Origin of the sequence: Paenibacillus sp. RRE4, from assembly GCF_031844205.1 — a bacterium.
GTDB lineage: Bacteria > Bacillota > Bacilli > Paenibacillales > Paenibacillaceae > Paenibacillus > Paenibacillus xylanexedens_B.
Genome location: NZ_JAUZUT010000001.1, coordinates 2,643,322 through 2,669,086, shown reverse-complemented (window position 1 = coordinate 2,669,086; position 25,765 = coordinate 2,643,322). Strand labels below are relative to the sequence as shown.

Here is a 25,765-nt window from a genome sequence, read left to right as displayed (position 1 = left end):
GCTATTTCTTGAACATATGAATGTTCGGAGAGGTTGTCCATGCAATTTGGGTGGTACCACGGTTATTCTAATCGTCCCTGTGTCTGTGAAGACAAGGCGGCGATTTTTTTGTGTCCAAAAATGCCCGTAGCTGTGTGAGTTCGTAGCAAAACGTAAGTCATGACTGAATTTTGATGATAGAAAAGGGGTTATAACAATGAACATTATTGACGAACTACAGTGGCGGGACGCCATTAATCAACAAACGGATGCGGAAGGGCTACGTGAACTGACAGAGAACAAAGCGATCTCCCTTTACTGCGGTGTAGACCCGACAGGTGACAGTATGCATATCGGACACTTGATTCCGTTTATGATGCTGAAACGTTTCCAGCTGGCCGGTCACCGTCCGGTGATCCTCATTGGCGGCGCAACGGGTACGATTGGTGACCCGAGTGGTCGTCAGTCCGAACGTTCTTTGCAGACGCTGGAGCAAGTGCAAGAGAATGTAGACGCGTTAACGGCACAGATGAAAAAGTTGTTTGTTACCGACGGCGACAATCAGGTTCGCATGGTTAACAACTACGACTGGACACATAAGATTAACGTCATCGAGTTCCTGCGTGACTACGGGAAAAACTTCAACCTGAACACCATGCTGGCAAAAGATGTAGTAGCAAGCCGTCTTGAAGGCGGAATTTCATTCACGGAGTTCTCCTACCAGATTCTGCAATCTCTTGATTACCTTCATCTGTTCCAAACGGAGGATGTACAACTACAGATTGGTGGATCTGACCAATGGGGTAACATTACGAGCGGTTTGGATCTGATTCGTAAAAAAGAAGGCTCAGAATCCAAAGCTTACGGCTTGACCATCCCACTGATGCTGAAGTCGGACGGTACGAAGTTTGGTAAAACAGCTGGCGGTGCGATCTGGCTTGATCCGAATAAAACGACGCCGTTTGAATTCTACCAGTTCTGGGCGAATACAGATGACCGGGATGTGATTAAATACTTGAAATACTTCACATTCCTGAGCAAAGAAGAAATCGAAGCCTTGGCTGAGAAAGTGGAGACAGAGCCGCATAAACGTGAAGCGCAGAAAGCCTTGGCAGAGGAAATGACCAAGTTCGTTCACGGCGAAGAGATGCTGGAACAGGCAAAACGTATTACAGCAGCTTTGTTCAGTGGAGATATTCGTTCCCTGACAGCAGATGAGATCGAGCAGGGCTTCAAGGAAATGCCAACATACGAAACAGACGGTGAAGCTAAAAATATTGTAGACTGGCTTGTGGATCTTGGTTTGGAGCCATCGAAACGTCAAGCTCGTGAGGATGTGACCAAGGGCGCCATCTCTATGAACGGCGAAAAAATTACGGAGCTTGAATTTACGGTATCTGCAGAGCACGCGATTGGCGGCAAATTTATCATTATTCGTAAAGGTAAAAAGAACTACAGCTTGGTTAAGCTTCAATAATAGGTTAGTTTAATAAAATTGCAAATCAAGCAACCAAAAAGACCGCCTCCCATGCTGTCAGATGACAGAGGGGAGACGGTCTTTTGTATAACAGGCTAGTAGCTAGCCGTATTTCAATGTTGATTGACAATTGCAGTGATCTCTTCATCCAGATCGAGAGTAACATCTTCGCGATACGCACGAATGTTGTACTCGCTGTGCAAGTAACGAAGAATCGCTTCAATCATGTTGGATTCCACCAGGAACTGACTGCGTCCCTGAATCCAGACTTCTGCGGAATAACCAGTATCTTCTTCCCAGCTTAGCTCCACATTTACGTCCGTAGGACGTACGCCTTTACGTTCTGCCATGTGAATGCAAATCGCATTCACAATTTCGTCCATACTTAGAACCATAGAGCTTAGTACCGTCCGTTTCTGTTACGATCATCATCACGATCGTCACGGCGGTCATAACGGCCATCCGCTGCAGGCTTGCGACGATTGGTAATCGCTCTGAACAATGCCATAGCGAGCATAACAATCAGCATAATTGCTGCTACGTTCACGAGCAATCCGAGAATGTTACCCAATGCTCCCATACCGCCAAACAGTCCGCCGAACAACATACCTGCCAGACCACCCAACATCATACCTTTCATGAAGCCGCCGCCACCGCCAAAGAATCCACCGCGGTTATTTGCCGCTGCGCCAGTATTGGAAGTGTTACGGGAATTGGACTGACTTACGTTATTGTCTGATTTCTTAGGAGTGTTCGTATAACTCTTTGTACCGGATTTGAATCCGCCGCCGCCTCGTCTTGCGTCAGCACTGTCCGGATTCGTAACACCAACCGTTGCGAACAGTAGTGTGAATGCCATGAAAACCATCATCAGATGTTTAATTCCAAATTTTTTCTTCATTGTATAGATCGTAACCCCCTGAATAAATTTGTTTAATTCCCCAAAATGGGCCTCACTAAAGTAATACGGCGGTACCTGCTGGAACGTTTCAAAATTAATTTAAATTTCTGAAATACTTGGACTCGGGTCTTGAATAGCCGCTTGACCATCGAGAAGTTGGGTGACCCAATGACACCATTCCAAACCTGTCTGGGCATGCATTAACCCTTTTTGTACCAGAATGTAACTTCCGAAATCCCGGTTGCCTACCCGAAGATTATCCTGTGGTATCCGTGATTTCAAATCCTCGAAATACCGTATGCGCTCCATGAACCAGCTTTTACGCTCGTTCAGAATACGTCTCATGCTGCCATCTTCGGCAATACCCACACAGAGAATACGAAGATTGAATTCATCACGCGTAACGGGTGCTGTAACCGGAGTAATCATCCACTCCAGTAACTTCTGAATGCCTTTTTCCGTAACTGCATACATTTTTTTGTCCGGTTTGTCAGACTGTTGTACCCAGCGGGAGGCGAGTAACTCATCGTTTTCCATTTTGGACAGGAGTGGGTAAATCTGGCTGTGTTTGGCCTGCCAATGCGGCTGAATCTTCAGCATCAGATCATAACCGGAAGACTCCTCGCGGGTAAGCAGCCCGAGCAATCCGTAGGAAAGTATGTTCATGCACATGTCTCCTTAATATTAGGGCTGGGCCAACGAAACAACCCTTTTGCGCTTCGTTGACCGCTTTCATAAAAGTGTACACTGAAACTGTATGGTTTGACAACCTGACAGGATAACTGCCTTAATTTAGACAAAAAAAGTGCGAACCATAAAGGTCCGCACTCCAAACCATTTAGAGAGATGCCTGTTGTCCATACCCGTCAGCGACAAGATCAAGCTCGCCTGTAGCCGAGTCAATCACCATGCCGTGAACAGGTACATTGGGAGGAAGTAATGGATGCTTCTTGATTACGTCCACAGTTCCTTTTACCCCTTCTTCAACACTATCAAACCCGCGCAGCCATTTTTGCAGACGAATGCCGGAGTTTTCAAGTGTAGACATGACCTCTTCGGAAACTCCGCGTTCTTTCATGTGACCGATCATTGTTTCGGCATGCAGGGAAGCCATACCACATTCTGTATGACCTACCACGAGCACCTCATCGGCGCCCAATTCATAGATAGCAACCAATACAGAACGCATAACACTACCAAAAGGTTGGGAGATAATTGCGCCTGCATTTTTGATGATTTTTACATCACCATTTTTCAGGTTCATCGCTTTCGGCAGCATCTCAACAAGACGGGTATCCATACAGGTGATGATGACCATCTTTTTGGTTGGAAACTTGCTAGCCGTATACTTCTCGTATTCTTTAGTCTCGACAAATGATTTGTTGTAAGCCAAAATCTCTTGAATGTTGTTCATGTCCATTGCCTCCTGTTATCCAATACGACGAGCACGGCCATTTGCATGAGATGCAGCTTGTCCTACTACGCCTTTGATTAGTTAGAATGCCGCGGTCAATCGTCCGCGTTATCCTTTTTTAAGAAGAATAATGCTATATGCTTCTGTCAAAAGTTGATTATACGCAATGCAAAAAGTATCATCAATAGGGTGTACAAATTTTTTTTGAAGAGGTGAACGGTAACCATGGACAAACAAACACAGCAACATTTGCAATCTTTCCTTATTCTGGCCCGTAAAATAAAAAGTTATCACGAAGCCATTGGTTTGCTTCACTGGGATTTACGCACAGGAGCACCGAAAAAAGGCGTTCCAACTCGCTCGGAGACGTTGGGCTTGCTCTCAACTGAGGCATTCAAACTGCAAACCTCCGCTGAGATGAAAGCTTATCTAGATACGTTGACTGAGCCGGATGTGCTGGAGCAACTCGAAGACACCGACCGCCGCCAAGTGGAGGAGTGCAAGAAGGAGTATGATCGCAGTCAGTCGGTTCCACCTGAGAAAGTTCAAGCCTATACCGTACTTACTGCCAAATCGGAGACGGCTTGGGAAGATGCCAAACATAACAGTGACTATGCCGGATTCTCACCATATCTCACCGACATCGTGAAACTTAAACAGGAGTTTATTGACTATTGGGGTGTCAAGGATACAAGGTATGATACACTACTGGACATGTACGAACCCGGATTGACTGTGGAAAAGGTAGATGCTGTATTCGCCCGCCTCAAAGCGCGTCTCGTTCCACTACAAGAGAAAATCAATGCGGCAGAGAATAAGCCTAATACTGATTTTCTGAATCAAATTTTTGACACCAAACAGCAGGAGAAGTTCAGTCTGTTTATTCTGGAACAGATGGGATATGACTTTGAAGCAGGCCGTCTTGACGAAAGTGTGCATCCGTTTGCTACAGGTTTGAATCCCGGTGACGTTCGAATAACGACTAACTATTTACAGGATGATGTAACCAGTGCGATCTTTAGTTCTCTGCACGAAGGCGGGCACGCACTATATGAGCAAAATATTGATGAGAGTCTTGCCGGTACGCTTCTTGCCGAAGGCACATCGATGGGTATCCACGAATCTCAATCCCGTCTTTGGGAAAATATGATCGGACGCAGTCTGCCTTTCTGGACACGTTATTATAAAGATCTACAGCAACATTTCCCGCAACTGAGCGAAGTGAAGCTGGAAGATTTCTACCATGCAATAAACCGGGTGGAGAGTTCTCTGATCCGGATTGAAGCAGACGAGCTGACTTATAATCTGCATATCATTATTCGATATGAGATTGAGAAAATGCTTTATAATGAAGGGCTCGAAGTGAAGGATCTGCCAGAAACATGGAATAAAAAATACAAGGAATACCTCGGAATTCTGCCAACGAACGATGGTGAGGGTGTGCTTCAGGATGTACACTGGTCCGGTGGAGATTTCGGTTATTTTGCTTCTTATTCTTTAGGCAATATGTATGCTGCACAGATTATGCATACGTTACGTCGGGAGATGCCGGAGCTGGATCGTCTGATTGAAGAAGGGAATCTGATTCCAATCAAAGAGTGGCTTACAGACAAGATTTATCGCTACGGTAAGAGCCGCACCCCTTCCGAACTCATAGTTGCAGTGACAGGTGAAGAACTGAATCCGGATTATTTGGCAGACTATTTGGAAGCCAAGTATGCTGAGATTTATAAATTATAAAGCGTTTGATGAAGGTCATCCAGAAAATTCTGGTTGACCTTTTTTTGTGTGCAAGTTCTTAACCTTTTACTGGGCCTCGGCATATTCATAGTAAAGAGAAACTGCTGAACTCAGAAAAGGAGGGATATCGAATGAAATATACGCCATGGTTTGTCCGGGGGATTGTAATTTTGTTGATCCTCATTGTAGCGCTGACGAGCTGCAATAAGGAAGAGAATGAAGCCAAGATTACGATTGGTGAAGTGACTCGTTCTGTATTTTACGCACCGGAATATGTAGCCGCGGCTCAAGGTTTTTTTGCAGAAGAAGGGCTTGAAGTGGATATCCAAACAACGGCTGGTGGAGATAAAACGATGGCGGCATTGCTCGCAGGTTCGGTAGATATTGCACTGGTTGGTGCAGAAACATCCATCTATGTCTATCAACAAGGGGCAGAAGACCCGGTCATTAACTTTGCTCAGCTCACGCAGACGGACGGAACGTTTTTGTTCGCACGAAATGCACAGGACAGCTTTGATTGGGAACAATTGAAGCAAAGTGTATTTCTCGGACAGCGCAAGGGTGGCATGCCGCAAATGGCCGGGGAGTTTGTTTTAAACAAACATGGCATTGACCCGTCAAGTGATCTGGAATTGATTCAGAATGTGGATTTCGCGAATATTGCTTCTGCCTTTGCTTCAGGCACAGGGGATTATGTACAGTTATTTGAACCGCAGGCATCGATCTTTGAACAGGAGGGCCGGGGTAAAGTGGTGGCATCGTTCGGAACGGAAAGCGGGCATCTGCCTTATACGGTTTTTATGACCAAACAAAGTTATTTGAACGAAAACAAAGAACTTGTACAAAAATTCACGAATTCATTGCACAAGGCTCAACTTTGGGTAGATTCTCATACAGCGGAGGAGATTGCACAAGTGATTACCCCGTTTTTCAAAGACATTGATCCAGCGATTCTGACCAGCAGCGTAAGCCGGTATAAGGAACAAGGCACGTATGCCACAGATCCGATCATTGATGGCGATGAGTGGAACAATCTGCTGAATGTCATGAGCGCTGCCGGAGAATTAAAAGAGCGGGTTGAATTGAACACCATTGTTGATCCGTCTTTTGCAGAACAGGCGCTCCAGGGAAGGAAGTGAGGAGCAATGCCTGATTCCGGGAACGTGATTCGACTGGACAATATTTCTCAAGTGTATGTCAGTGAACGCGAAGCATCACTCGTCATCGAGGATTTGAATCTGGAGATCAAACAAGGAGAGTTCGTCAGTCTGGTGGGACCAAGTGGTTGCGGAAAAACAACGTTATTGTCGATCATCGCCGGACTGCTAAAACCCACCCGGGGAAAGGTTGAAGTCGAAGGCAAGCATGTTCAAGGTCCCTCTGCCAATATGGGTTATATGTTGCAACAGGACTATCTGTTCCCCTGGCGGACGATTCTGGATAATGCACTGATCGGGCTTGAGTTGACAGGAAATCTGGACGCACAGAGCAGAGAGCGTACCCGTGAACTTCTCGTTAGTATGGGACTTGGCGGGACAGAAGAGCAGTACCCCTCTGAATTGTCGGGTGGCATGAGGCAACGGGTAGCCCTCGTTCGAACATTGGCCACAGACCCTGCGATACTCTTGCTTGATGAGCCGTTCTCGGCCTTGGATTATCAAACCAAACTACAACTGGAAGATCTTGTATCGGATACGTTAAAACAATATGGCAAAACTTCCGTGCTGGTCACACACGATTTGTCTGAAGCTATTGCAGTCAGCGACCGGGTCATCGTACTTGACCGCAACCCCGGACGCATTCGGCGTGAATTCGATATTCCTGAACAGATTCGGCTGGCACAGCCTTTCCATGCAAGGGAGCAGGCAGGCTTTAATGAGTTGTTCCAGTCACTCTGGGATGAACTTGTTCAGTCTGGAGGAGGTGAGAAAGATACGTGAGTCAGAAAATTCCAGATCAAGGAAAGCAGGAAGTACGTGAAATTTGGCTGGAAGAACTCCATCGTGACCATCATCGTAGGATGGTTAGATGGCGGCAACATATTTTTGCGGTTCAGTTGTCCATGTTAGTCGCTATGTTTTTACTCTGGGAGCTGGCGGGCAGATTACGGTGGATTGATGTGTTGCTCTTCAGTTATCCAAGTAAAATCTTTGCCCAGATTGGCAAGGATGTCGTCAGCGGCGAAATATGGGCACATGTCGGGGTAACCGTAGGTGAAACGGTCGTTGGATTTTTACTGGGGACACTTGTCGGAACGTTGCTTGCTGTTCTGATCTGGTGGTCTCCTTTTTTGTCCAAAGTGCTCGATCCTTATATGGTTGTGTTCAACAGCATGCCTAAGGTCGCGCTCGGGCCGATCTTTATCGTGATGTTCGGGGCGGGATTTACAGCCATTGTAATGACGACTCTCTCCATTACGGTGATTATTACAACACTCGTTGTATACAACAGTTTCAATGAAGTTGATCCCAACTATGTAAAGGTTATTCGCACATTTGGTGGGGACCGCTCTGAAATTTTTGCCAAGGTTGTGTTTCCTGCTTCATTCCCCACAATTGTATCTACGTTAAAAGTCAATGTGGGTATGGCCTGGGTTGGGGTTATCGTCGGTGAGTTTCTGGTCGCCAAACAGGGTCTGGGATATTTAATCATCTACGGATTCCAGGTGTTCAACTTCACACTTGTGTTATCAAGCCTGCTCATTATTGCAGTCGTAGCTACTGCTATGTATCAACTGGTTGTATATGCAGAACGCAAGTTACTATCGTCTGGTCGTAGATTATAGCTCGAAAATGAAAAGTGACTGACAGAGCCATTTTACAAGGATTCATCATATGTATACAATTTCACAAGAGGTGTCACGTTGCCCCCAATTGTAAAATCAAGTAGGATATTTGATGGAAGGAAAACCTTCATGCCGGGCAGAAACACATGGGATGAGTATAGGTCGGTTACAGGTCTAGACTCTTTCGGTTATCGCAATTGAAAGGGCAGTGTTTCTTCTTCGTGGCATGTTTCTGTGACCGGCATGTGTTGTGCATGCCGGTTGATGTCGTCTAGTTTGTAACCGGTTGAGTCATACTAAACAGGGGACATATGGGCCGCGAACTTTTGTACAGCTTAGAGGAGATGGAATGTTAAATGGGGTTTAGAGTCATTAAAACGGCAATCGCAGCGCTGATGGCTGTACTGATAGCGGACTGGTGCCGCCTGCCAGGACCAACATCAGCAGGCTTGCTTGCGATTCTGGGTGTGGATGTTACACGAAAAAGGAGTATTCGAACGATATCGGCACGTTTTTTTGCATCCGTGGTTGGTCTTTTGTTTGCAAGTGTACTTTTTCACTTTCTCGGCTTCCATTATTGGGTGCTCGGCGTATACATACTCACGGCTTTTCCGGTGATTGTTCGGGTGGGCTTTAAGGAAGGTATTGTGACAGGTTCAGTCGTGGTGTTTCGGGTATTTAGCGGTGGAGAGATGGATGTGCATGTCATTCTTGTACAGATTGCGCTACTCTTGATTGGCCTTGGTTCAGCGATGGTCGTGAACCTGGCGTATATGCCGGCGGCTGATCCACAGATGTTCCGGATACGTAAACGTATCGACGAATTGTTCTCGAAAATTTTCCGGGAGTTCGCCACAACGTTGCGTAACCCCAATGAAGTATGGGCGGGCAAAGAATTAATTGAAGCGGATAAAGCCGTACTCGGCGGAATTGAAGCGGCCAAACGTTCACTGGAGAATCAGGTCATTCATCCAAATGAAGGCTGGAGCGTATACTTTTATATGCGTAAAACCCAGCTGGATTCCATACAGCACATGATGCATCTTGTATCCCAGGTCTATCAGAAAATGCCTCATGCCGAGATGGTAGCGGAGCTGTTCGATCAGCTCAGTCAGGACGTGTTGACCGAATCGTACACGGGACGAACGGAAAAGTTGCTTGCTGATGTGCAGGAAGAATTCAGACAAATGGAGTTGCCGGATACAAGGGAAGAATTCGAGATGCGTTCCGCTATTCTCCAGCTGTGCCGGGAGCTCTCCATGTATCTGAAAATCGCCAAGAAGGACAAAGCGCCTTCTCCAATCTCAGACCGCTCGCAATCTGTAAACGAATCATAGAAAATAGTTGTCACCCTAGACGGATGTCCTGCATACACTTGTAGTGAATGATTGTATGGAGGAGGTTTAAAGATGTCATTGAGTCATAAACATCAATGTAGAGAGATTATCACGAAGGCGATCTGCGGCAAAGGTCGTAAGTTCTCTACCGTAACACATACCGTGACTCCGCCAAATGGTCCGACCAGCATTTTGGGGGCTTGGATTATCAACCACCAGTATGAAGCCGTATCAGCGGGGGACGGGATTGAAGTTATTGGTACTTACGATATCAACATTTGGTATTCCTACGACAAAAATTCGCAGACAGATGTAGCTAAAGAAACGGTATCGTATGTAGAACATGTGCCTTTGTCCTATCTGGACCCGAAACACCGGACTTCCACTGTAGAGGTATCTGCGGATGCAACGCAGGAGCCTAGCTGTGTGGAAGCCACAGTGTCCGCGGGCGGCGGCAGCGTAATTATCCGGGTTGAGCGGGAATTCGCTGTAGAGCTTGTGGCTGAAACGAAAGTCTGTGTCAAGGTATGCACAGATGGCTGCGGTGATTACGAAGACAAGGATTATGACTATGGCAGCGCGGACGGAGACTATGATGATCTCGATCCAGACCTGCTGGATGATGAGTTGTAAATCGCTCATTCGAAAAGGGAAAGTGAATGTTCATAACCTAAGGTATCATATGCACCATAAGGTGCGGAGAAGAGGGCGTAAGCCCTCTTTCTTTCATAAAGTACAAAAAATGGGTTGTGACGAGCCTGATTATGTGCCTGAAGAGTTTAACGGGAAGGCTCCGCAGCTGCGGGGTCTATTTTTGATAAGCAAGAACATGGCGGAAGGAGGGACGGAATGGACGTCATGGAAGAAGCCGAAAAGGGTGTTCAGGCTTATACACGTCTGCGCGCTGGCGAACGGATTACGCGGCTAAAACAGGCAGGGATCGAGGTGCTGTCCATGAGTGAGCAGCGTAAGCGGGAAGCTGGACTCCGTGTGCGGTATGATGTGCATATTAGCTGTCTTCAGGCAATTCGTATCCTGCGCAGAGACACCAGCGGGATGGGAACGAGACAGGAAGACGAACTGGATCGTGAAGCGGCATCATCTGTTTATAAACGGGTAGAGCGCCTTGCGATCAAGACTTTGTATACATTAGGGTTAGATCACGGGGCTGTCCGTTTGGAAGCTTCAGGGAATGGCGGATGTGCAGTCATTTCAGTTAATCCCGACCCATGGAAAGGGGTAACAGACCTGGCCCTGCTCTATAGGGAAAACTGGCAGCAACATCAAACGTTATTGAACCAGGAGCGGCAGGAGAGCCGGGTTCCTGTGCTAGGTATGGACCCTGAGTTTCTACTGGTGCAGATGCCTGAGTCCAAAATTGTACCTGCCTCTCGTTTTCTCGAACGCACGGGTATCGCAGGCTGTGATTCAGTAACGATTGGTGGCAGACGGGTGTACCCCGTTGCCGAGCTTCGTCCAGCTCCGAGTGCAGAACCGCGTGAGTTGTTGTCGCATCTGCTGCGAGCCTTCGCGGCTGCCTCACGCAGTATCAGTGACTCCTCTTTGATCTGGCAGGCAGGTGGAATGCCGCAACGGGGATTGCCGCTGGGTGGCCACATTCATTTTAGTGGCTTGCAGCTAACCGGGGGATTACTCCGTGCTCTGGATAATTATTTGGCACTACCACTGGCAGTGTTGCAAGATCCACGCGGATCAGGAAGAAGACCAAGGTACGGAACGTTAGGTGACTTTCGCCTGAAATCCTATGGTGGATTCGAATATCGGACACTGCCGAGTTTTCTTGTTTCTCCGGTTGTGGCAAAGGGGGTTGTTGCTCTTGCGGGTCTGATTGCATGCCACTACGATCTGTTAAAACAGCGTCCTTTAGCAGAGGAGAATGTTCATTCCGCGTTTTACGAAGGACAGCGTGATGTCATGATGACCTGTATCCCGTCACTGATGGATGATCTGAAACAGCTACCCGGATACGCTAGGTATGAACGATATGCGGCGCCTCTCATGCGGCAATTCAAACGGGGCCATACATGGGATGAGAGCCGGGATATCCGTAAACTCTGGAATATTCGGGCAGGCTCATGAAGAAGCAGCGTTTTTTTGTTATAATGAAATATAGGACTTTTAATACGTTAAGATACGGAAGATATGAAGCAGTAAGCCCATGAAGGAACAGGCGGATAGCCGAACATAAGGCGGAGGTGCGTGATCTTGGTGCCTGACCGCCTTATTGCCTTCCAGGGAACTTTCTTCCTGACATCATAGGAACGGATGGTGGATCGATATCATGGCTCAGTACACGCCAATGATTCAACAATATTTGCAAGTAAAAGCCGAAGCACAGGATGCATTTCTTTTTTTCAGATTAGGTGATTTCTACGAAATGTTCTTCGATGACGCAATTAATGCTGCAAGAGAACTGGAAATCACTTTAACAGCGCGCAACGGAGGAACAGACGACAAAATTCCGATGTGTGGCGTGCCTTATCATTCGGCTGAAAATTACATACAGCGTCTGATTGAGAAGGGGTATAAAGTAGCCATCTGCGAGCAGATGGAAGATCCGACAGTAACCAAAGGCATGGTACGCCGCGAGATTGTTCGTGTAGTTACACCCGGAACGGTGATGGAAGGCAAGACGCTGGGGGACAAGTCTAACAACTACATGGTATGTCTAACGGGTAACCAAAACACGCTCGCTCTTGCTGCCTGTGACCTTTCTACAGGAGAACTTTACGTCACATCGGTCCCCTATTCCAAGGAGTGGCTTAAGGACGAAATTGGCATCTATGAGCCGTCTGAACTTGTTGGAGACGAAGCTCTGCTAGAGCTCGTAGAATCCGAATCATCTCCGATCGGGCGTCCGGTAGTCTATACCGCATGGACTAAAAGCAAGGAAGACCTCGTGCGTCAGCAGTTTGGTGAGTCGGTGTGGGCAAGGCTGGAGCCGGAGCGTCAAGCATGTGTAGCGCGTCTTTTCTCGTATCTAAGTGAAACGCAGAAGCGCTCGCTCGGACAATTGACACAAATCTCTACGTATGAGCCGGATCATTATATGATTCTTGATCCGTTTACACGTCGCAATCTGGAGCTTGTAGAAACGGTGCGAGAACGTTCGAAGAAGGGCTCCCTGCTGTGGTTGCTGGATCGCACGGAGACGTCCATGGGTGCCCGCATGATGCGGCGCTGGGTGGATAAACCTCTTTTACAAAAAGGAAAGATCAATGAACGACTGGAAGCAGTGGACACCTTATATAACCAGTTTATTCTGCGTGAGGATCTGCGAGCTGAGCTGAAAGACATCTATGACCTGGAACGTCTGGTGGGACGTATTGCTTTTGGTAATGCGAACGGTCGTGACCTGAATGCACTCAAATCGTCACTGGACAAAATACCTAGTCTGCGCCACCACTGTGCTTCATCTTCGTCTGCAACACTTCAGCATATCGCTGAAATGATGGATGATTGCGCTGATTTGCGCGATGCAATTGGACAAGCTATCGTGATTGAACCCCCGGTGTCGGTCAAAGACGGGGGCTTAATCCGGGAAGGATACCACGCACGTCTGGACGAGCTGCGGGAAGCTTCGGTGAATGGCAAACAGTGGATTGCCGAGCTGGAAGCAAGAGAACGTGAAGCTACTGGCATTCGCTCGCTGAAAATCGGGTACAACAAAGTGTTCGGTTATTATATCGAAATCACTAAATCAAATCTTGCTTCACTTCCTGAAGGACGTTATGAGCGAAAACAAACCCTTGCGAACGCAGAACGATATATTACACCTGAACTGAAAGAGAAGGAGACACTCATCCTTGAAGCTCAGGACAAAATGGTCGATATCGAGTACGGTCTGTTTGCAGAGCTACGTGAACGTCTTAATCAAGAGATTGCACGGTTACAGAAACTTGCTGAGCAAGTGGCTGAAATTGATGTATATCAATCGTTTGCAGTCATTAGTGCAGAGCGTAACTTTGTGCGCCCCGTGCTGACGGATGGATACAATCTGGTCGTTGAGCAAGGACGGCATCCGGTCGTGGAAGCCGTCATGCGTGATGGGGCGTTTATTGCAAACCATACTGCGATGACTGAGGAAGAGGCACGTATTCTGCTGATTACCGGACCCAATATGGCTGGTAAAAGTACGTACATGAGACAAGTTGCACTCATCTCGATTCTGGCGCAGATTGGTTGTTTTGTACCTGCCGGTCAAGCTGAAGTTCCGATCATGGATCGTATCTTTACACGGATCGGTGCTGCGGATGATCTGATCGGCGGTCAGAGTACGTTTATGGTGGAGATGGCTGACATCCAGGTCATGACCGAAAAAGCAACGCCACGCAGTCTCATCATTATCGATGAGTTGGGCCGAGGGACTTCCACGAGTGAAGGCATGGCGATTGCACAATCAGTCATTGAATATGTACATGACGTGATCGGCTGCAAGGCGCTTGTATCCACCCACTTTCATGAGCTGGCTCACCTGGAGGAAAGTCTGGACAAGCTGGCGAACTACTCGATGGCGGTTCAGGAGAGTGGAGACAAAGTTAACTTCCTGCGCAAGCTGATTGCGGGCGCTGCAAGTAGCAGTTACGGCATCTATTGTGCAAGGCTTGCGGGTCTCCCTGATAGCATTATTGAGCGTGCTAATGGACTACTGCATGGTTTCGAACAAGCGGCTTCACAGGTAGCGGTCGGCAGTGAGTTTGTGAGTGACAGCAGAACGTCATCTAGACAGCTGCCAGAAGCGCAAGCAGCGAGCCGTATGGAATCTTCCAATGCTGCGGACGACCCGTTCATTCGGGAACAAAATCGAAGTGAATATGTTGCCGTAATGGAAACGGCGGCGGTAGAAGAGAAGGCCTCTTCTGAGGAAAAGACGACAGCGTACGCGAGTGCCAGCAGTGACAATATTGCCAAGTCCGGTACGAAAAACCTGTCCGGTCAAGGGCAACAGGAGGTTGTACAGTTATCCATTTTCGATGACGAGGAGCCCGCAGCTGTACAGCCTTCACGAACAGTTGTGGTAGAGGATAAACCTGCACGCGAATTGATCCGTCATATGAAAGAGATTGATGTGATGAATATGACGCCTTTACAGGCGATGCAAATATTAAATGAACTTAAATTAAAGGCACAGCAATTATCCTGAGTAACCGGGAGGAGGAGAATCTGTGGCGAAAATTCATGTGCTTGATGAACATATTGCCAATCAGATTGCGGCAGGTGAGGTTGTCGAACGGCCTGCATCTGTCGTAAAGGAACTGCTGGAGAATGCAGTGGATGCAGGGGCCTCCAAGATTGAAGTGGCAGTGGAGGAAGGCGGTCTGCTTCGCATCCGGGTAAAGGATAACGGCTCAGGCATAGAGCCGGATGATCTGGAGACAGCTTTCTACCGCCATGCGACCAGTAAAATAACCCACGGACGTGATCTGTTTCAGATCACAAGTCTCGGGTTCCGTGGAGAGGCGTTGCCAAGTATTGCAGCCGTCTCCAAGGTGGAAGTGCTGACCGCTAGTGGAGACGACGGACGAGGGCGGCGAATCGTGATTGAAGGCGGCAAGCTCTGCACGCACGAGGATGCAACATCGCCACAAGGGACGGAGTTTGTGGTAAAGGAGTTATTTTACAATACGCCTGCAAGACTAAAGTATATGAAAACCATACAGACCGAGCTGGGGCACATCTCGGATGTGTTGTATCGGATGGCGATGTCGCATCCGCATATTTCGTTCACTCTTCGCCATAATGAGAATACGCTGCTGCAAACGCTGGGTAATGGCGATCTGTTACAAGTCGTTGCGGCAATCTATGGTACAAGTGCGGCAAAAGCGATGCTTCCCATTGAGGGCGAAAATCTGGATTACAAAATTAGCGGTCTGATCAGTCTGCCGGAATGGACACGTGCGAATCGTGCGGGGATGTCAACGATTGTGAATGGACGATATATTCGCAACTATGGGTTAAATCAGGCGATTCTGAAAGCCTATCACACGTTGCTCCCTATTAATCGTTTTCCACTCGTGGTACTGCAGTTGGAAATGCATCCTTCACTCGTGGACGTGAACGTCCATCCGGCGAAGCTGGAGGTTCGTTTTAGCAAAGAGGCGGAGCTATACGAGTTTGTGGAAACCACGCTGCGTGGGATATTAAGGCAAGAGGTATTGATTCCGCAAGTACGGAAACAGCAAATTAGACGTGGAGATGACAGTTCATTTATCCAGGAACAATTTTTGTTCCCTCGCGGACCCGTGAAAGAGCAGGAAGTAAGTGAAGGATATGGCCAACAAGGGCCGCTTGGAAAACCGGTTTCAGAAGATGATCATTCCGACCTGGATGCACCAGCGGAAATTGAAGCAGGAGGAGGAATACCTGCAGGAGCGGGTGCAGGAAATGGGTCAGAACCAGCATTACAGCAAAGTTCTTCCAATTTCTCGCAATCGGCTCCTTTGCCCGAAGCACCACCGGAATCTACTCCAGCGTATGGTTCGCTCGATCTGTTGAATGGAGCCCAGTTTGATCAAAGGAATGATTCTGAGCAGGAGATCCTGAGCGGCGATCACCCAGGCCAACAGTCTCGGAACAATACGGGTGAAAGTGCAGATGTTCATGCCGGCGAAGTAGCTGCCACGAGCACAACTGGGACCCGAGCAGCTAGCGAGAGTCAAACCGAAGCGTATCGTGCGCCATCCTCCAGCGCTCCAGTAAGGGAAAACCGTACGCCTTACACTTCGGCAGGTCAAAAAGGGGAACGAAGCTGGAAAAAAGCATCGATACCTGACCCCGCCAAACTGTCTGCTGCCATGCATGCAGATCCTTCTATGCCTGCGTTCCCTGAACTTAGTCTGATTGGTCAGCATCACGGAACGTACTTGATTGCACAAAACGATGAAGGCTTATATTTGATCGACCAGCATGCGGCGCATGAACGGGTAAATTACGAGTACTATTACGAGAAGTTTGGCAATCCGGCTCAAGCCTCACAGGAGTTGTTGCTACCAATTACCCTTGAATTCACACCTTCCGAGACAGAAAAGCTAAAAGCAAGACTCGTCTGGTTTGAACAAGCGGGGGTATATCTGGAGCATTTCGGCGGCCAAACCTTCCGTGTGCGTTCTCACCCCTACTGGTTTCCCAAAGGGGATGAAAAAGACATTATCGAGGAAATGTCGGAATGGGTCCTAAGTGAGCGTAGCATTGATGTGGCTAAGATGCGTGAAGCCGCTTCGATTATGTGCTCCTGCAAAGCTTCCATTAAAGCGAATCAAAAGCTTACCGACCGGGAAGCTGAAGTGTTGATTCAGCGTTTGGGTTCATGCCGGCAACCATATACGTGTCCGCATGGGCGACCGATTGTGATTTCTTTTTCAACATATGATCTGGAAAAATTATTTAAACGAGTGATGTAGTTTTATAGGGGGATATTATGTATATAACAACGGGTGACAAGGAGGCGGCTTCTCTGGTGGAACGTGCACGTGCACTGGCTGCTGCAACTGGCGGCACCTATGTAGCACGTAACAGAACATCTCTGCCCAAATTGCTTGAGCGGTATAAGGTTCAGGAGATTCTGGTGGTGTTGAAAGGGAGAGCGCGCTTGTTCCGGAAAGATGCATCCGAGCTTGAATTTCATCCGAGTATGGGATTCGTACGTGCCAAACGTGTGTTACGGGGAGAACCTGATCCGATGCTGGAAGCAGGTGCTGTACGTGAAGGAGATACGGTTGTGGATTGTACCGCAGGGCTCGGCTCGGATTCACTCGTTTTTGCGGTGGCGACAGGTGTTCAAGGGCGTGTGATTGCCTGTGAAAGCTCCGAGCCGCTCTATACACTTCTACTTGATGGCATGTCTCATTATGAGAGCAACGAACCATCCATAAACGAGGCGTTCCGGCGCATTGAACTGCGAAATCAGGATCATCTGGAATTGCTTCGTTCCTTGCCTGACCATAGCTGTGATACGGTTTATTTTGATCCGATGTTTCGTGAACCGATGATGGATTCAAGTGCAATCAAGCCTTTACGGAACTATGCGAATGCCCATGCATTAGCGGAAGATAGCATTATAGAGGCGAAGAGAGTCGCCCGCAAGCGAGTGGTCATGAAAGAAAAACGCGGCAGCGCAGAGTTTGAAAGGCTTGGATTCCAGGTGCTGGATCGGGCGAATGCAAAAACCTTGTACGGAGTGATTAATGTTGATACCGGAAGTTAAAACAAAACCAAAGCTGCTGGTGCTGGTTGGACCGACAGCTGTAGGCAAAACAAGATTGAGCATTGAGCTGGCACAGGCTTTTAACTGTGAAGTCATTTCGGGAGATTCCATGCAGGTTTATCGTGAGATGGATATCGGAACGGCGAAAATAACGACGGAAGAAATGAAGGACATTCCCCATCATCTGATTGACATTCATGAGCCGGAATATCCGTATTCCGTAGCCGAGTTTCAGGAAAGCTGCACACGTTTGATTCCTGAAATTCATGCACGGGGTAAACTGCCCTTTATTGTGGGTGGTACAGGGTTGTACGTGGAATCAGTCTGTTATGGCTTCCAATTTTCGGACAGTGGTTCAGATGAAGCTTTTAGGGAAGAGCAGTTCAGTTATGCTCAGCAGCATGGGGCGCAGGCACTTCATAATCGGCTCAGGGAAGTTGATCCAGCCAGTGCGGATCGTCTTCATGCGAATGACCAGCGGCGAATTGTACGTGCGCTCGAAATCTTCCACCTTACAGGAGAGAAGTGGTCGGAGCAGCTGGCTGTTCAGAAAAAAGAGTCTCCGTACGATCTACTCATAATCGGGTTGACGATGGATCGCCAGAAGTTATACGCAAGAGTCGAAGAACGAATCGATCTGATGATCGAGCAAGGACTGGTCGATGAGGTAAAAGCGTTGATGGACCGCGGAGTCGCGCGAGGTCATATTTCTATGCAGGGCTTGGGATACAAGGAGATTGCAGCATATTTGCAAGGCGAAGTTAGCTGGGATGCTGCAGTAGAGTGGCTTAAAAGGGATACACGCCGCTTTGCGAAACGTCAGCTGTCCTGGTTCCGTCATATGAAAGATATTCAGTGGGTGGACATGACGGACACGGGAAATTTCGAAGGCCAGTATAAGCAAGTAAGTGAATTGATTACACATACATGGAATTAAACTTAGTCAGACGAAACCTCTACTTTTCAATGAAAAGCTGGAGGTTTTTTATTTTTTTAAGTAGGTAACCATATATGAAAAAAAGTATTCTCTCGATATGATTCAAATCGCTGATTTCAGGATAAGATTTAAGTGATCATTCTTCGGAAATTGAAGTTTTGAGATCGAAGGTAGGAGGAACTTGTCTGTTCCTGTGTGGAACCATTTAGTAGTAGTGTGATATTACTTAACACGGTATAACGCATTAAAACTTGTTTAGTGGGGGCTTGTTATACAGTTATTACATGAAATTTGTTCCTCTTTTGCAAATCTGTAAGGCAGTGTATAATGGATAAGTCTACTAATTTCATAGCTTCTCCTCTAGGAGATGTGAAAAAGGGACAAGGGGTTTTTGTGGATTATATGAAACTGTTCATGATATAATAGCACGAAAGCTACTCAGCGATATTGAATAATACTTACACTACGAATTCAAATGAACCAATGGGGGTACGGCTAATGAACAAGTCCATCAACATCCAAGATACGTTCTTGAACCAACTGCGGAAAGAAAACATTCCGGCTACGGTCTATCTGACCAATGGCTTCCAAATCCGCGGGACGATCAAGGCATTTGACAATTTTACGATCGTCATTGACAGCGACGGACGCCAGCAAATGGTCTACAAGCATGCCATCTCCACGTTCACGCCGCAACGCAGCGTATCGCTGATGCAGCAAGACAACGGCGGCGAAGCTTAAAAAATTCGAAACCTTTTCACACACCATTTCGTCTACAAGTATAGGTATTGAAACAGAGCAACCTAATAAGGGTTGTTCTTTTCATTCCGGGCAAAATAGGTTTAATATAAGCTTGTGCTCGCCAGAGAAATAGAAAACATGCAACTGAAAGGGAGTCAGGAGGTAACATGCCAAACGATCCGTTATCGAGGTCTAATAATCGCAACACCAATAACAAGTCAAACCAGAAAGCGAAACCTAAGACCTCTAAAAAGAAAAAAATTACGGGAAAACGCGTTGGATGGACTTTGTTTTTCACCGTGGCAATCGCCATATTTTTTGCATTAGCGGGGTATTTGTTTATTCTGATAAATGGTGAAAAATTGCTTAAGGCTAACATGAATAAAACAACGATTAACGAAACATCAAAGGTATATGATCGCAATGGAAATATTATGGGCGAATTGTCAATCAAAAAGCTCGAACCTGTGGAATCCGATGATATTCCGAAATTGGTCAAAGAAGCCTTTGTGGCTACAGAGGATAAACGATTCTATGAGCACCAAGGAGTAGATATCTGGTCCATTGGTCGTGCAGCCGTCAAAGATATCATGGCACGTTCCATGGTAGAGGGCGGTAGTACGCTGACCCAACAGCTGGCCAAAAATATGTTCCTATCACGTGACAAGACATTTTTCAGAAAAGCTACAGAGGTATCTATTGCAACTGCTCTAGAACGTACGTTTACAAAAGATGAAATTTTGACGATGTACCTGAATCGGATTTTCTTTGGCCATCAGCGTTATGGGATCAAGGCTGCATCGGAGTTTTATTTTGGAGAGAGTAATCTGAACGAACTTAAGCTGTGGCAGATTGCTACACTGGCTGCAATGCCTAAAGGCCCATCTGCTTATAATCCGCTGAGCAATCCGAATGATTCAAAGACTCGCCGTGGTGTAGTACTGCAATTAATGTATGAGCAAGGTTACATTACCGAGGCGGAGATGAACGAAGCGAAGGCCGTCGATTATAAATATACGCCACCGGAGAAAGATCGAAAGTATCAAGCCTTCATTGACTATGTGCTCCGTGAAGCAGAGCGTGTAACGGGCATGACAGAAGACGATCTCAATATTGGCGGTTTCAAAATCTATACGACAATGGACGCACAGGCTCAAACAGCTGTGGAGAATGCTTTCTCGGATGACAGTTTGTTTGAGGCAAGCAAGGATGATCAACAGGTTCAAGGTTCGATGGTCATTATGAATCATGAAAATGGTAGTCTTGTTGCCTTGTTAGGCGGACGAGATTATCAGACCAAAGGGTATAGCCGCGTAACGCAAAGCCGGAGACAGCCAGGATCAGCGTTTAAACCAATTGTATCCTACGCTCCGGCTCTCGAGACAGGACAATACAGTGCGAACTCTCCGCTGAGCAATGAGAAGCAGTGTTTCGGAAACTATTGTCCGGGTAACCTGCATGGATACTCTTCTACGATCAGCATGACCGATGCCATAACAAAATCGGAAAATATTCCTGCTGTATGGTTGCTGGATAAGATCGGGGTAAATACCGGAGTTGATTTTGCTAAAAGCGTAGGCATTCAGCTGACGGACCAGGACAAAAACCTGGCAATCGCTCTTGGTGGTCTCAGCAAAGGGACGAATACACTGGAGATGGCTCAAGCTTACAGCTCCTTTGCTAACCTTGGTGAGTATCAGCAAGCATATTCCATAAAAAGTATTGTGGATAGTAGCGATAAAACCATTTACAAACATGATAAATCAGAAACCAAACGTGTAATGAGCGAACAGAACGCTTATCAGCTTACACAGATGTTGCAAAACGTAGTAAATGACGGTACCGGACGCTCCGCTCGTCTGGATCGGCCAGTAGCTGGTAAAACGGGAACGGTGCAAAGTGGTATTGCCGGTAACAGCTCTAACCGTGACGTGTGGTTTGTCGGGTACACCCCTGAGTGGACTGGTGCTGTCTGGATGGGATATGACAACCCGGATGCAAAACATATGCTTAAGAACAGCAGTAAGCTGTCGGCAGCGTTTTTTGCCAAAGTCATGGGAGATGCATTAAAAGGTGTCCCTGTGAAAGAGTTCAAAACGCCAGCCGGCGGTCAGGCACCTCCTCCCGTGGAGGAACCACAGCAACCGACATTATCAGTGAGCGGATTGAATGGATCTTACGATCCATCTACGCAGACAGTTTCACTTAGCTGGACTGGAACGGGAGATGCGAATACGCAGTATCGTGTCTACCGGAAGGAGACTTCGGAAGCTCAGTTTACTCATCTAATCGACGCTGTTGGCTCAACAAGTGCGCAGGATTTAAGTGCGCTACCGGGGCTAACCTATGAGTATTATGTAACGGCTTATGATACGGCTTCCGGACAGGAAACCAGTCCATCTAATACCATTTCGCTTATGATCGAGGCTCAGGAGATTGATCCGCAACAACCAGATCCGGGTACAGATCCTGAAACAGGTACTGATCCTGAAGTGCCAGGCACGGATAATCCGGACAATGGAGCGGGCGCGGGCGATAATGGTAACCTGAATGGTAACAATGGTAATGGAAGCGAGAATGGCAACAATGGTAATGGTAATGGCAATAACGGAAACAACAGAAATGGTAATGGCAACAATGGTAACAATGGTGGATCGGGTCCTGGCAATGGTCAACCGGACGGTGGTGGTACTCCGCCAGGACAAGGAACGACTGATCCTGGAAGTGACGGCTCAAGTGATGGTGGAGATAGTACACCGGGTCAAGTCGTTACACCCCCAGATAGTGGAACCAGTGGAGACGGCGGAGGAGCGGAAGCTCCTTCTGCCCCTCAATCCGGTTCGGGAGGATAAGAAACCTATTTCACAATAGTATATATGTGTACTCAAAACAGCTTCCCGGTTCGCCGGTGAAGCCGTTTTTTGTTTTGCACGAACAAAAGGAAGGTTGCAATTCAATATCCAAGATCATGTGATACACATGAATAGCGACATAACAAGCTTAGTTTTGAGTGTATCCTTTAAATATGGTAAGCTGTAGCTATTCGTAATACGTTGTATAGAGCATATTCATAGTACTTGTTCTCTAGCAGACGTATAAATGTTCACCAATCCAAAATGCAGATCATAGATCTGCAGTCGGCAAAGAGGGGTTCGTATGAAACGGAAATTCGGGGATCGCGCAAACTGGCGCCGGATTACGAACCGACAATTTACATGCCGGTTCGTTCAGTCCAAAATTTTCACAGGTTACATTACGCTGTACACCATACAGGATTTGAAAGAACCTCTGTGGAAGACGTATGGAGGTACAACCTTCTGTATCGCTGACAAGGGATATTCCTGGCTACAGTATTATCCGAAGGGAGAACACTTTGTTGTTACAGCGATGTTTGATGATCAGCAGCAAATTGTAGAATGGTACATTGATACTTGCCGTAGCCAGGGAATTACGGACCAGGGCGTTCCGTGGTTTGATGATCTCTATTTGGACGTTGTTGTGCTGAAGGACGGCGAGATCTTCTTGCTGGATGAGGATGAACTTGAGGATGCCTTGTCTCGCAAACATATTACAACCGGAGATTATGATCTAGCGAACAAAACGGCAAAGGAACTGCTTCATGCCATTGATGCTCATGTGTTCCCATACTTTCAGTTATCACTGAAGCACAGACAAACGTTGTTTGAGAAAGGTGAGTTTCGCAAAAACATCCAGGTCTAAAACGAATTTTTTCTGACCGGAACTTTTCTTGTACATCCTTCTAATATCTGGACACCTGATAGAATACATTAATAATCAGGAGAGATCAGCCCGATAAAATAGAGGTGATGGCGAATGAACGGACGGGTCATGGCTGCAGGAGGACAACCGGGAGGCAGACCATCCAGGCAAATTAATGTGGTATTGCGTAACCAGGAACCTCAAATACTCGCTAAAGATGAAGCACTCTCGGTGCAAGCGGCTAAAAGTATAACAAAGCATGCGCATTTTCAGGAAATTCAGGGTGAACTTGAGCAACTGGTTGGACTCGAAAATATCAAAGATTTGGTGTTCGAAATTTATGCGTTTCTTCAGATTGCGCAGATGCGCTCCGAGGCAGGTCTGCTAAGCGGTGCACACGTGTATCATATGATCTTTAAAGGCAACCCCGGAACGGGTAAAACCACGGTAGCCAGAATCGTAGCCAAAATGTTTCAGAAGATGGGCGTTTTGAACAAAGGACATCTTATTGAAGTGGAACGTGCTGACCTTGTGGGGGAATATATTGGTCATACGGCTCAGAAGACCAGAGATTTAGTTAAGAAAGCCCTTGGTGGCATTTTGTTTATCGATGAGGCATACAGTCTGGCTCGCGGCGGGGAGAAGGATTTTGGCAAGGAAGCGATCGATACACTTGTAAAATCAATGGAGGACCATAAAAACCAGTTTATTCTGATCTTGGCGGGATACTCGGAAGAAATTGATTTTTTTCTTCAAACGAATCCGGGTTTGCCTTCCCGCTTTCCGATTCAGGTTGAATTTCCAGACTATACGATTGACCAGTTGATCCAAATCTCGGAGATTATGGCCAAAGAGCGTGATTATATTTTGATGCCGCAGACCATACTCAAGTTAAAGCAACATCTTCTTCAGGAAAAGAATGATTCGTTGCATGCGTTCAGTAACGCAAGGTATGTAAGGAATGCAATCGAGAGATCAATTCGGCATCAGGCGGTTCGTTTGCTGGAGCAGTACTCGGATGGAAGTCCGGGTAAGCTGGAGCTGATGACTATTCGTACGGAGGATTTGAAGTTTGAACGAAAGTAAGCGATAATAACCTTTTAACAGAGCCGGCCGGGCTAACCGGTTCGGCTTTGACTATGCCACGGAGCTTTCGTGGTTTAATGTATTTATACGAGCAGGGGAGTGGGGATATATATGACAATTGGTACGCACGATACAGATACAACCAAAAAAGACCGAGCAATATTAGTCAGTCTGGTTACCGATGAAGTGAAGCGTTCAGGCATTAATCATGAGTATTCAGTACAGGAGCTTGTGAAGCTGGCTGAAACCGCAGGAGTTGAAGTTCTCAGTATATTAACTCAAAACCGGGAAACAAGGGATACGAAATGGTTTATCGGTAAAGGTAAAGTGGAGGAACTTCGTCTGGTTGCGGACGAGTTGGGAGCAACGACAGCAATATTTGATCAGGAATTATCTGGCGCCCAGGTCCGAAATCTGGAAGAGGCTTTGGATCTGAAAATTATTGACCGTACACAGCTGATTCTCGATATCTTTGCACAGCGTGCCAGTACACGAGAAGGCATTATTCAGGTGGAACTGGCGCAACACAGCTACTTGTTGCCACGTTTGTCGGGGCACGGTAAAAATCTATCACGACTTGGCGGCGGAATCGGGACAAGAGGCCCGGGTGAGAGCAAGCTGGAGACAGACCGTCGTCATATCCGGGGACGAATCGATGATCTAAAGCGTCACCTTGAAGAGGTCACACGTTATCGTAAACTGCACAGAGAGCGCCGTAAAAAAGCAGGGATTATTCAAGTTGCTTTAGTAGGTTACACGAATGCAGGTAAATCAACGTTGTTGAAGCAGTTAACCGCTGCAGATGTATATATTCAGGATCAGCTGTTTGCTACGCTCGATCCAACATCACGTACGATGGAGCTACCGAGTGGTAAAGAAATTGTACTGACAGATACCGTTGGTTTTATTCAGAATTTACCTCATGATCTGGTTGCGGCTTTCCGCGCGACACTGGAAGAAGCGAATGAAGCTGATCTGATTTTACATGTTGTAGACGCTTCATCCGAAATGCGTGACGATCAGATGAGCACAGTTAATACCATTTTGCAGCAACTTGGTGCAGGGGACAAACCTCAGCTTGTTCTGTATAACAAAAAAGATGCCTGCACGCCGGAACAACTGCAGATGCTTCCTTTGGATAAAAAGCATATTAAAATAAGTGCACTTGATGAATCGGATTTGATCAAGGTTCGTGAATTGATTCAGGCCGAACTGACAGGCGATACGAAGCAATTCCGTATTCCGGCGGAACGTGGGGATCTGACATCTGTACTCTATAAAATCGGAGACGTTGTAGGAACGGAATATGATGAGAACGATGTCATCTATCAAGTTGAGTTACAAAAAGGTGAGTATGAGAAGTATGCATATTTACTTGAAGATTTCATCGAACTGTAATATTCATGACATATTAATGTGATAAG

General features: G+C 46.9%; 21 protein-coding genes and 1 other annotated feature (1 of these 22 cut by a window edge). Of the genes, 17 read left to right on the top strand and 4 right to left on the bottom strand.

Annotation, left to right across the window (positions count from 1 at the left end; genetic code table 11):
* Positions 1–82, top strand: a binding site (T-box leader) (it extends 161 nt beyond the left edge of the window).
* Between the two features lie 114 nt (positions 83–196).
* Complete coding sequence (tyrS, locus tag Q9R46_RS11990; RefSeq protein WP_311280204.1) at positions 197–1,456, top strand: tyrosine--tRNA ligase; 1,260 nt, start codon at positions 197–199, stop codon at positions 1,454–1,456.
* 113 nt (positions 1,457–1,569) lie between these two features.
* Here the strand turns inward: tyrS and Q9R46_RS11985 are convergent, their stop codons facing one another.
* From Q9R46_RS11985 to Q9R46_RS11970, 4 genes are all read right to left on the bottom strand, one after another.
* Positions 1,570–1,851: a YxcD family protein gene (locus tag Q9R46_RS11985; protein WP_090916857.1), complete on the bottom strand. Its 282-nt coding sequence runs from the start codon at positions 1,849–1,851 to the stop codon at positions 1,570–1,572.
* A gap of 5 nt (positions 1,852–1,856) precedes the next feature.
* A complete protein-coding gene (locus tag Q9R46_RS11980) occupies positions 1,857–2,357 on the bottom strand; it encodes a hypothetical protein (protein WP_311280203.1) in 501 nt (166 codons plus the stop codon).
* Between the two features lie 99 nt (positions 2,358–2,456).
* Positions 2,457–3,023 carry a PadR family transcriptional regulator gene (locus Q9R46_RS11975; RefSeq protein WP_251505293.1) on the bottom strand — a complete coding sequence of 189 codons (567 nt, stop codon included), beginning with the start codon at positions 3,021–3,023 and terminating at the stop codon, positions 2,457–2,459.
* 172 nt (positions 3,024–3,195) lie between these two features.
* Complete coding sequence (locus Q9R46_RS11970) at positions 3,196–3,771, bottom strand: beta-class carbonic anhydrase (RefSeq protein WP_311280202.1); 576 nt, start codon at positions 3,769–3,771, stop codon at positions 3,196–3,198.
* 225 nt (positions 3,772–3,996) lie between these two features.
* Here Q9R46_RS11970 and Q9R46_RS11965 point away from each other — a divergent pair, with 225 nt between their 5' ends.
* The 16 genes from Q9R46_RS11965 (at position 3,997) to hflX (ending at position 25,739) form a co-directional block, all read left to right on the top strand.
* Positions 3,997–5,511, top strand: coding sequence for a carboxypeptidase M32 (locus tag Q9R46_RS11965; protein ID WP_311280201.1), 1,515 nt, complete (start codon positions 3,997–3,999; stop codon positions 5,509–5,511).
* A 131-nt stretch (positions 5,512–5,642) separates the two neighbouring features.
* A complete protein-coding gene (locus Q9R46_RS11960) occupies positions 5,643–6,650 on the top strand; it encodes an ABC transporter substrate-binding protein (RefSeq protein ID WP_311280200.1) in 1,008 nt (335 codons plus the stop codon).
* A 6-nt stretch (positions 6,651–6,656) separates the two neighbouring features.
* A complete protein-coding gene (locus tag Q9R46_RS11955) occupies positions 6,657–7,451 on the top strand; it encodes an ABC transporter ATP-binding protein (protein WP_090916844.1) in 795 nt (264 codons plus the stop codon).
* 80 nt (positions 7,452–7,531) lie between these two features.
* Positions 7,532–8,296 carry an ABC transporter permease gene (locus Q9R46_RS11950; protein ID WP_311281015.1) on the top strand — a complete coding sequence of 255 codons (765 nt, stop codon included), beginning with the start codon at positions 7,532–7,534 and terminating at the stop codon, positions 8,294–8,296.
* Between the two features lie 356 nt (positions 8,297–8,652).
* Positions 8,653–9,633, top strand: a complete 981-nt coding sequence (locus tag Q9R46_RS11945; RefSeq protein ID WP_090916842.1) for an aromatic acid exporter family protein — start codon at positions 8,653–8,655, stop codon at positions 9,631–9,633.
* Positions 9,634–9,705: 72 nt separating this feature from the next.
* Complete coding sequence (locus Q9R46_RS11940; protein WP_123065763.1) at positions 9,706–10,266, top strand: outer spore coat protein CotE; 561 nt, start codon at positions 9,706–9,708, stop codon at positions 10,264–10,266.
* Between the two features lie 216 nt (positions 10,267–10,482).
* Positions 10,483–11,733, top strand: a complete 1,251-nt coding sequence (locus tag Q9R46_RS11935; protein WP_311280199.1) for a putative amidoligase domain-containing protein — start codon at positions 10,483–10,485, stop codon at positions 11,731–11,733.
* Positions 11,734–11,935: 202 nt separating this feature from the next.
* The gene (mutS, locus tag Q9R46_RS11930; protein ID WP_311280198.1) at positions 11,936–14,797 is read left to right on the top strand and encodes a DNA mismatch repair protein MutS; all 2,862 of its coding nucleotides are present in this window, start codon (positions 11,936–11,938) and stop codon (positions 14,795–14,797) included.
* A gap of 22 nt (positions 14,798–14,819) precedes the next feature.
* Positions 14,820–17,054, top strand: a complete 2,235-nt coding sequence (gene mutL / locus Q9R46_RS11925) for a DNA mismatch repair endonuclease MutL (protein WP_311280197.1) — start codon at positions 14,820–14,822, stop codon at positions 17,052–17,054.
* A 17-nt stretch (positions 17,055–17,071) separates the two neighbouring features.
* A complete protein-coding gene (locus Q9R46_RS11920; protein ID WP_311280196.1) occupies positions 17,072–17,857 on the top strand; it encodes a class I SAM-dependent methyltransferase in 786 nt (261 codons plus the stop codon).
* Entirely contained in the window at positions 17,838–18,794 is a 957-nt protein-coding gene (miaA, locus tag Q9R46_RS11915; RefSeq protein WP_311280195.1) for a tRNA (adenosine(37)-N6)-dimethylallyltransferase MiaA, read from the top strand. Before Q9R46_RS11920 ends, miaA begins: the two co-directional genes overlap by 20 nt.
* Positions 18,795–19,292: 498 nt before the next feature.
* Positions 19,293–19,535, top strand: a complete 243-nt coding sequence (gene hfq / locus Q9R46_RS11910) for an RNA chaperone Hfq (protein ID WP_090916826.1) — start codon at positions 19,293–19,295, stop codon at positions 19,533–19,535.
* 167 nt (positions 19,536–19,702) lie between these two features.
* Complete coding sequence (locus Q9R46_RS11905) at positions 19,703–22,387, top strand: transglycosylase domain-containing protein (protein ID WP_311280194.1); 2,685 nt, start codon at positions 19,703–19,705, stop codon at positions 22,385–22,387.
* 304 nt (positions 22,388–22,691) lie between these two features.
* The gene (locus tag Q9R46_RS11900; protein ID WP_311280193.1) at positions 22,692–23,255 is read left to right on the top strand and encodes a ribonuclease FAU-1 family protein; all 564 of its coding nucleotides are present in this window, start codon (positions 22,692–22,694) and stop codon (positions 23,253–23,255) included.
* 114 nt (positions 23,256–23,369) lie between these two features.
* Entirely contained in the window at positions 23,370–24,341 is a 972-nt protein-coding gene (locus tag Q9R46_RS11895; RefSeq protein ID WP_154890485.1) for an AAA family ATPase, read from the top strand.
* 111 nt (positions 24,342–24,452) lie between these two features.
* Positions 24,453–25,739: a GTPase HflX gene (hflX, locus tag Q9R46_RS11890; RefSeq protein ID WP_311280192.1), complete on the top strand. Its 1,287-nt coding sequence runs from the start codon at positions 24,453–24,455 to the stop codon at positions 25,737–25,739.
* Positions 25,740–25,765 lie beyond the last annotated feature (26 nt).

What these genes read in the sequence shown, in the direction of transcription:
- Q9R46_RS11945 (WP_090916842.1), top strand. Translation starts at nt 8,653, where the DNA reads ATGGGGTTTAGAGTCATTAAAACGGCAATCGCAGCGCTGATGGCTGTA.
- Q9R46_RS11970 (WP_311280202.1), bottom strand. Translation starts at nt 3,771, where the DNA reads ATGAACAACATTCAAGAGATTTTGGCTTACAACAAATCATTTGTCGAG.
- mutS (WP_311280198.1), top strand. Translation starts at nt 11,936, where the DNA reads ATGGCTCAGTACACGCCAATGATTCAACAATATTTGCAAGTAAAAGCC.
- miaA (WP_311280195.1), top strand. Translation starts at nt 17,838, where the DNA reads ATGTTGATACCGGAAGTTAAAACAAAACCAAAGCTGCTGGTGCTGGTT.
- Q9R46_RS11975 (WP_251505293.1), bottom strand. Translation starts at nt 3,023, where the DNA reads ATGAACATACTTTCCTACGGATTGCTCGGGCTGCTTACCCGCGAGGAG.
- Q9R46_RS11965 (WP_311280201.1), top strand. Translation starts at nt 3,997, where the DNA reads ATGGACAAACAAACACAGCAACATTTGCAATCTTTCCTTATTCTGGCC.
- tyrS (WP_311280204.1), top strand. Translation starts at nt 197, where the DNA reads ATGAACATTATTGACGAACTACAGTGGCGGGACGCCATTAATCAACAA.
- hflX (WP_311280192.1), top strand. Translation starts at nt 24,453, where the DNA reads ATGACAATTGGTACGCACGATACAGATACAACCAAAAAAGACCGAGCA.
- Q9R46_RS11955 (WP_090916844.1), top strand. Translation starts at nt 6,657, where the DNA reads ATGCCTGATTCCGGGAACGTGATTCGACTGGACAATATTTCTCAAGTG.
- Q9R46_RS11920 (WP_311280196.1), top strand. Translation starts at nt 17,072, where the DNA reads ATGTATATAACAACGGGTGACAAGGAGGCGGCTTCTCTGGTGGAACGT.
- Q9R46_RS11900 (WP_311280193.1), top strand. Translation starts at nt 22,692, where the DNA reads ATGAAACGGAAATTCGGGGATCGCGCAAACTGGCGCCGGATTACGAAC.
- Q9R46_RS11950 (WP_311281015.1), top strand. Translation starts at nt 7,532, where the DNA reads ATGGTTAGATGGCGGCAACATATTTTTGCGGTTCAGTTGTCCATGTTA.
- Q9R46_RS11985 (WP_090916857.1), bottom strand. Translation starts at nt 1,851, where the DNA reads ATGGTTCTAAGTATGGACGAAATTGTGAATGCGATTTGCATTCACATG.
- Q9R46_RS11980 (WP_311280203.1), bottom strand. Translation starts at nt 2,357, where the DNA reads ATGAAGAAAAAATTTGGAATTAAACATCTGATGATGGTTTTCATGGCA.
- Q9R46_RS11895 (WP_154890485.1), top strand. Translation starts at nt 23,370, where the DNA reads ATGAACGGACGGGTCATGGCTGCAGGAGGACAACCGGGAGGCAGACCA.
- Q9R46_RS11935 (WP_311280199.1), top strand. Translation starts at nt 10,483, where the DNA reads ATGGACGTCATGGAAGAAGCCGAAAAGGGTGTTCAGGCTTATACACGT.
- Q9R46_RS11905 (WP_311280194.1), top strand. Translation starts at nt 19,703, where the DNA reads ATGCCAAACGATCCGTTATCGAGGTCTAATAATCGCAACACCAATAAC.
- Q9R46_RS11960 (WP_311280200.1), top strand. Translation starts at nt 5,643, where the DNA reads ATGAAATATACGCCATGGTTTGTCCGGGGGATTGTAATTTTGTTGATC.
- hfq (WP_090916826.1), top strand. Translation starts at nt 19,293, where the DNA reads ATGAACAAGTCCATCAACATCCAAGATACGTTCTTGAACCAACTGCGG.
- Q9R46_RS11940 (WP_123065763.1), top strand. Translation starts at nt 9,706, where the DNA reads ATGTCATTGAGTCATAAACATCAATGTAGAGAGATTATCACGAAGGCG.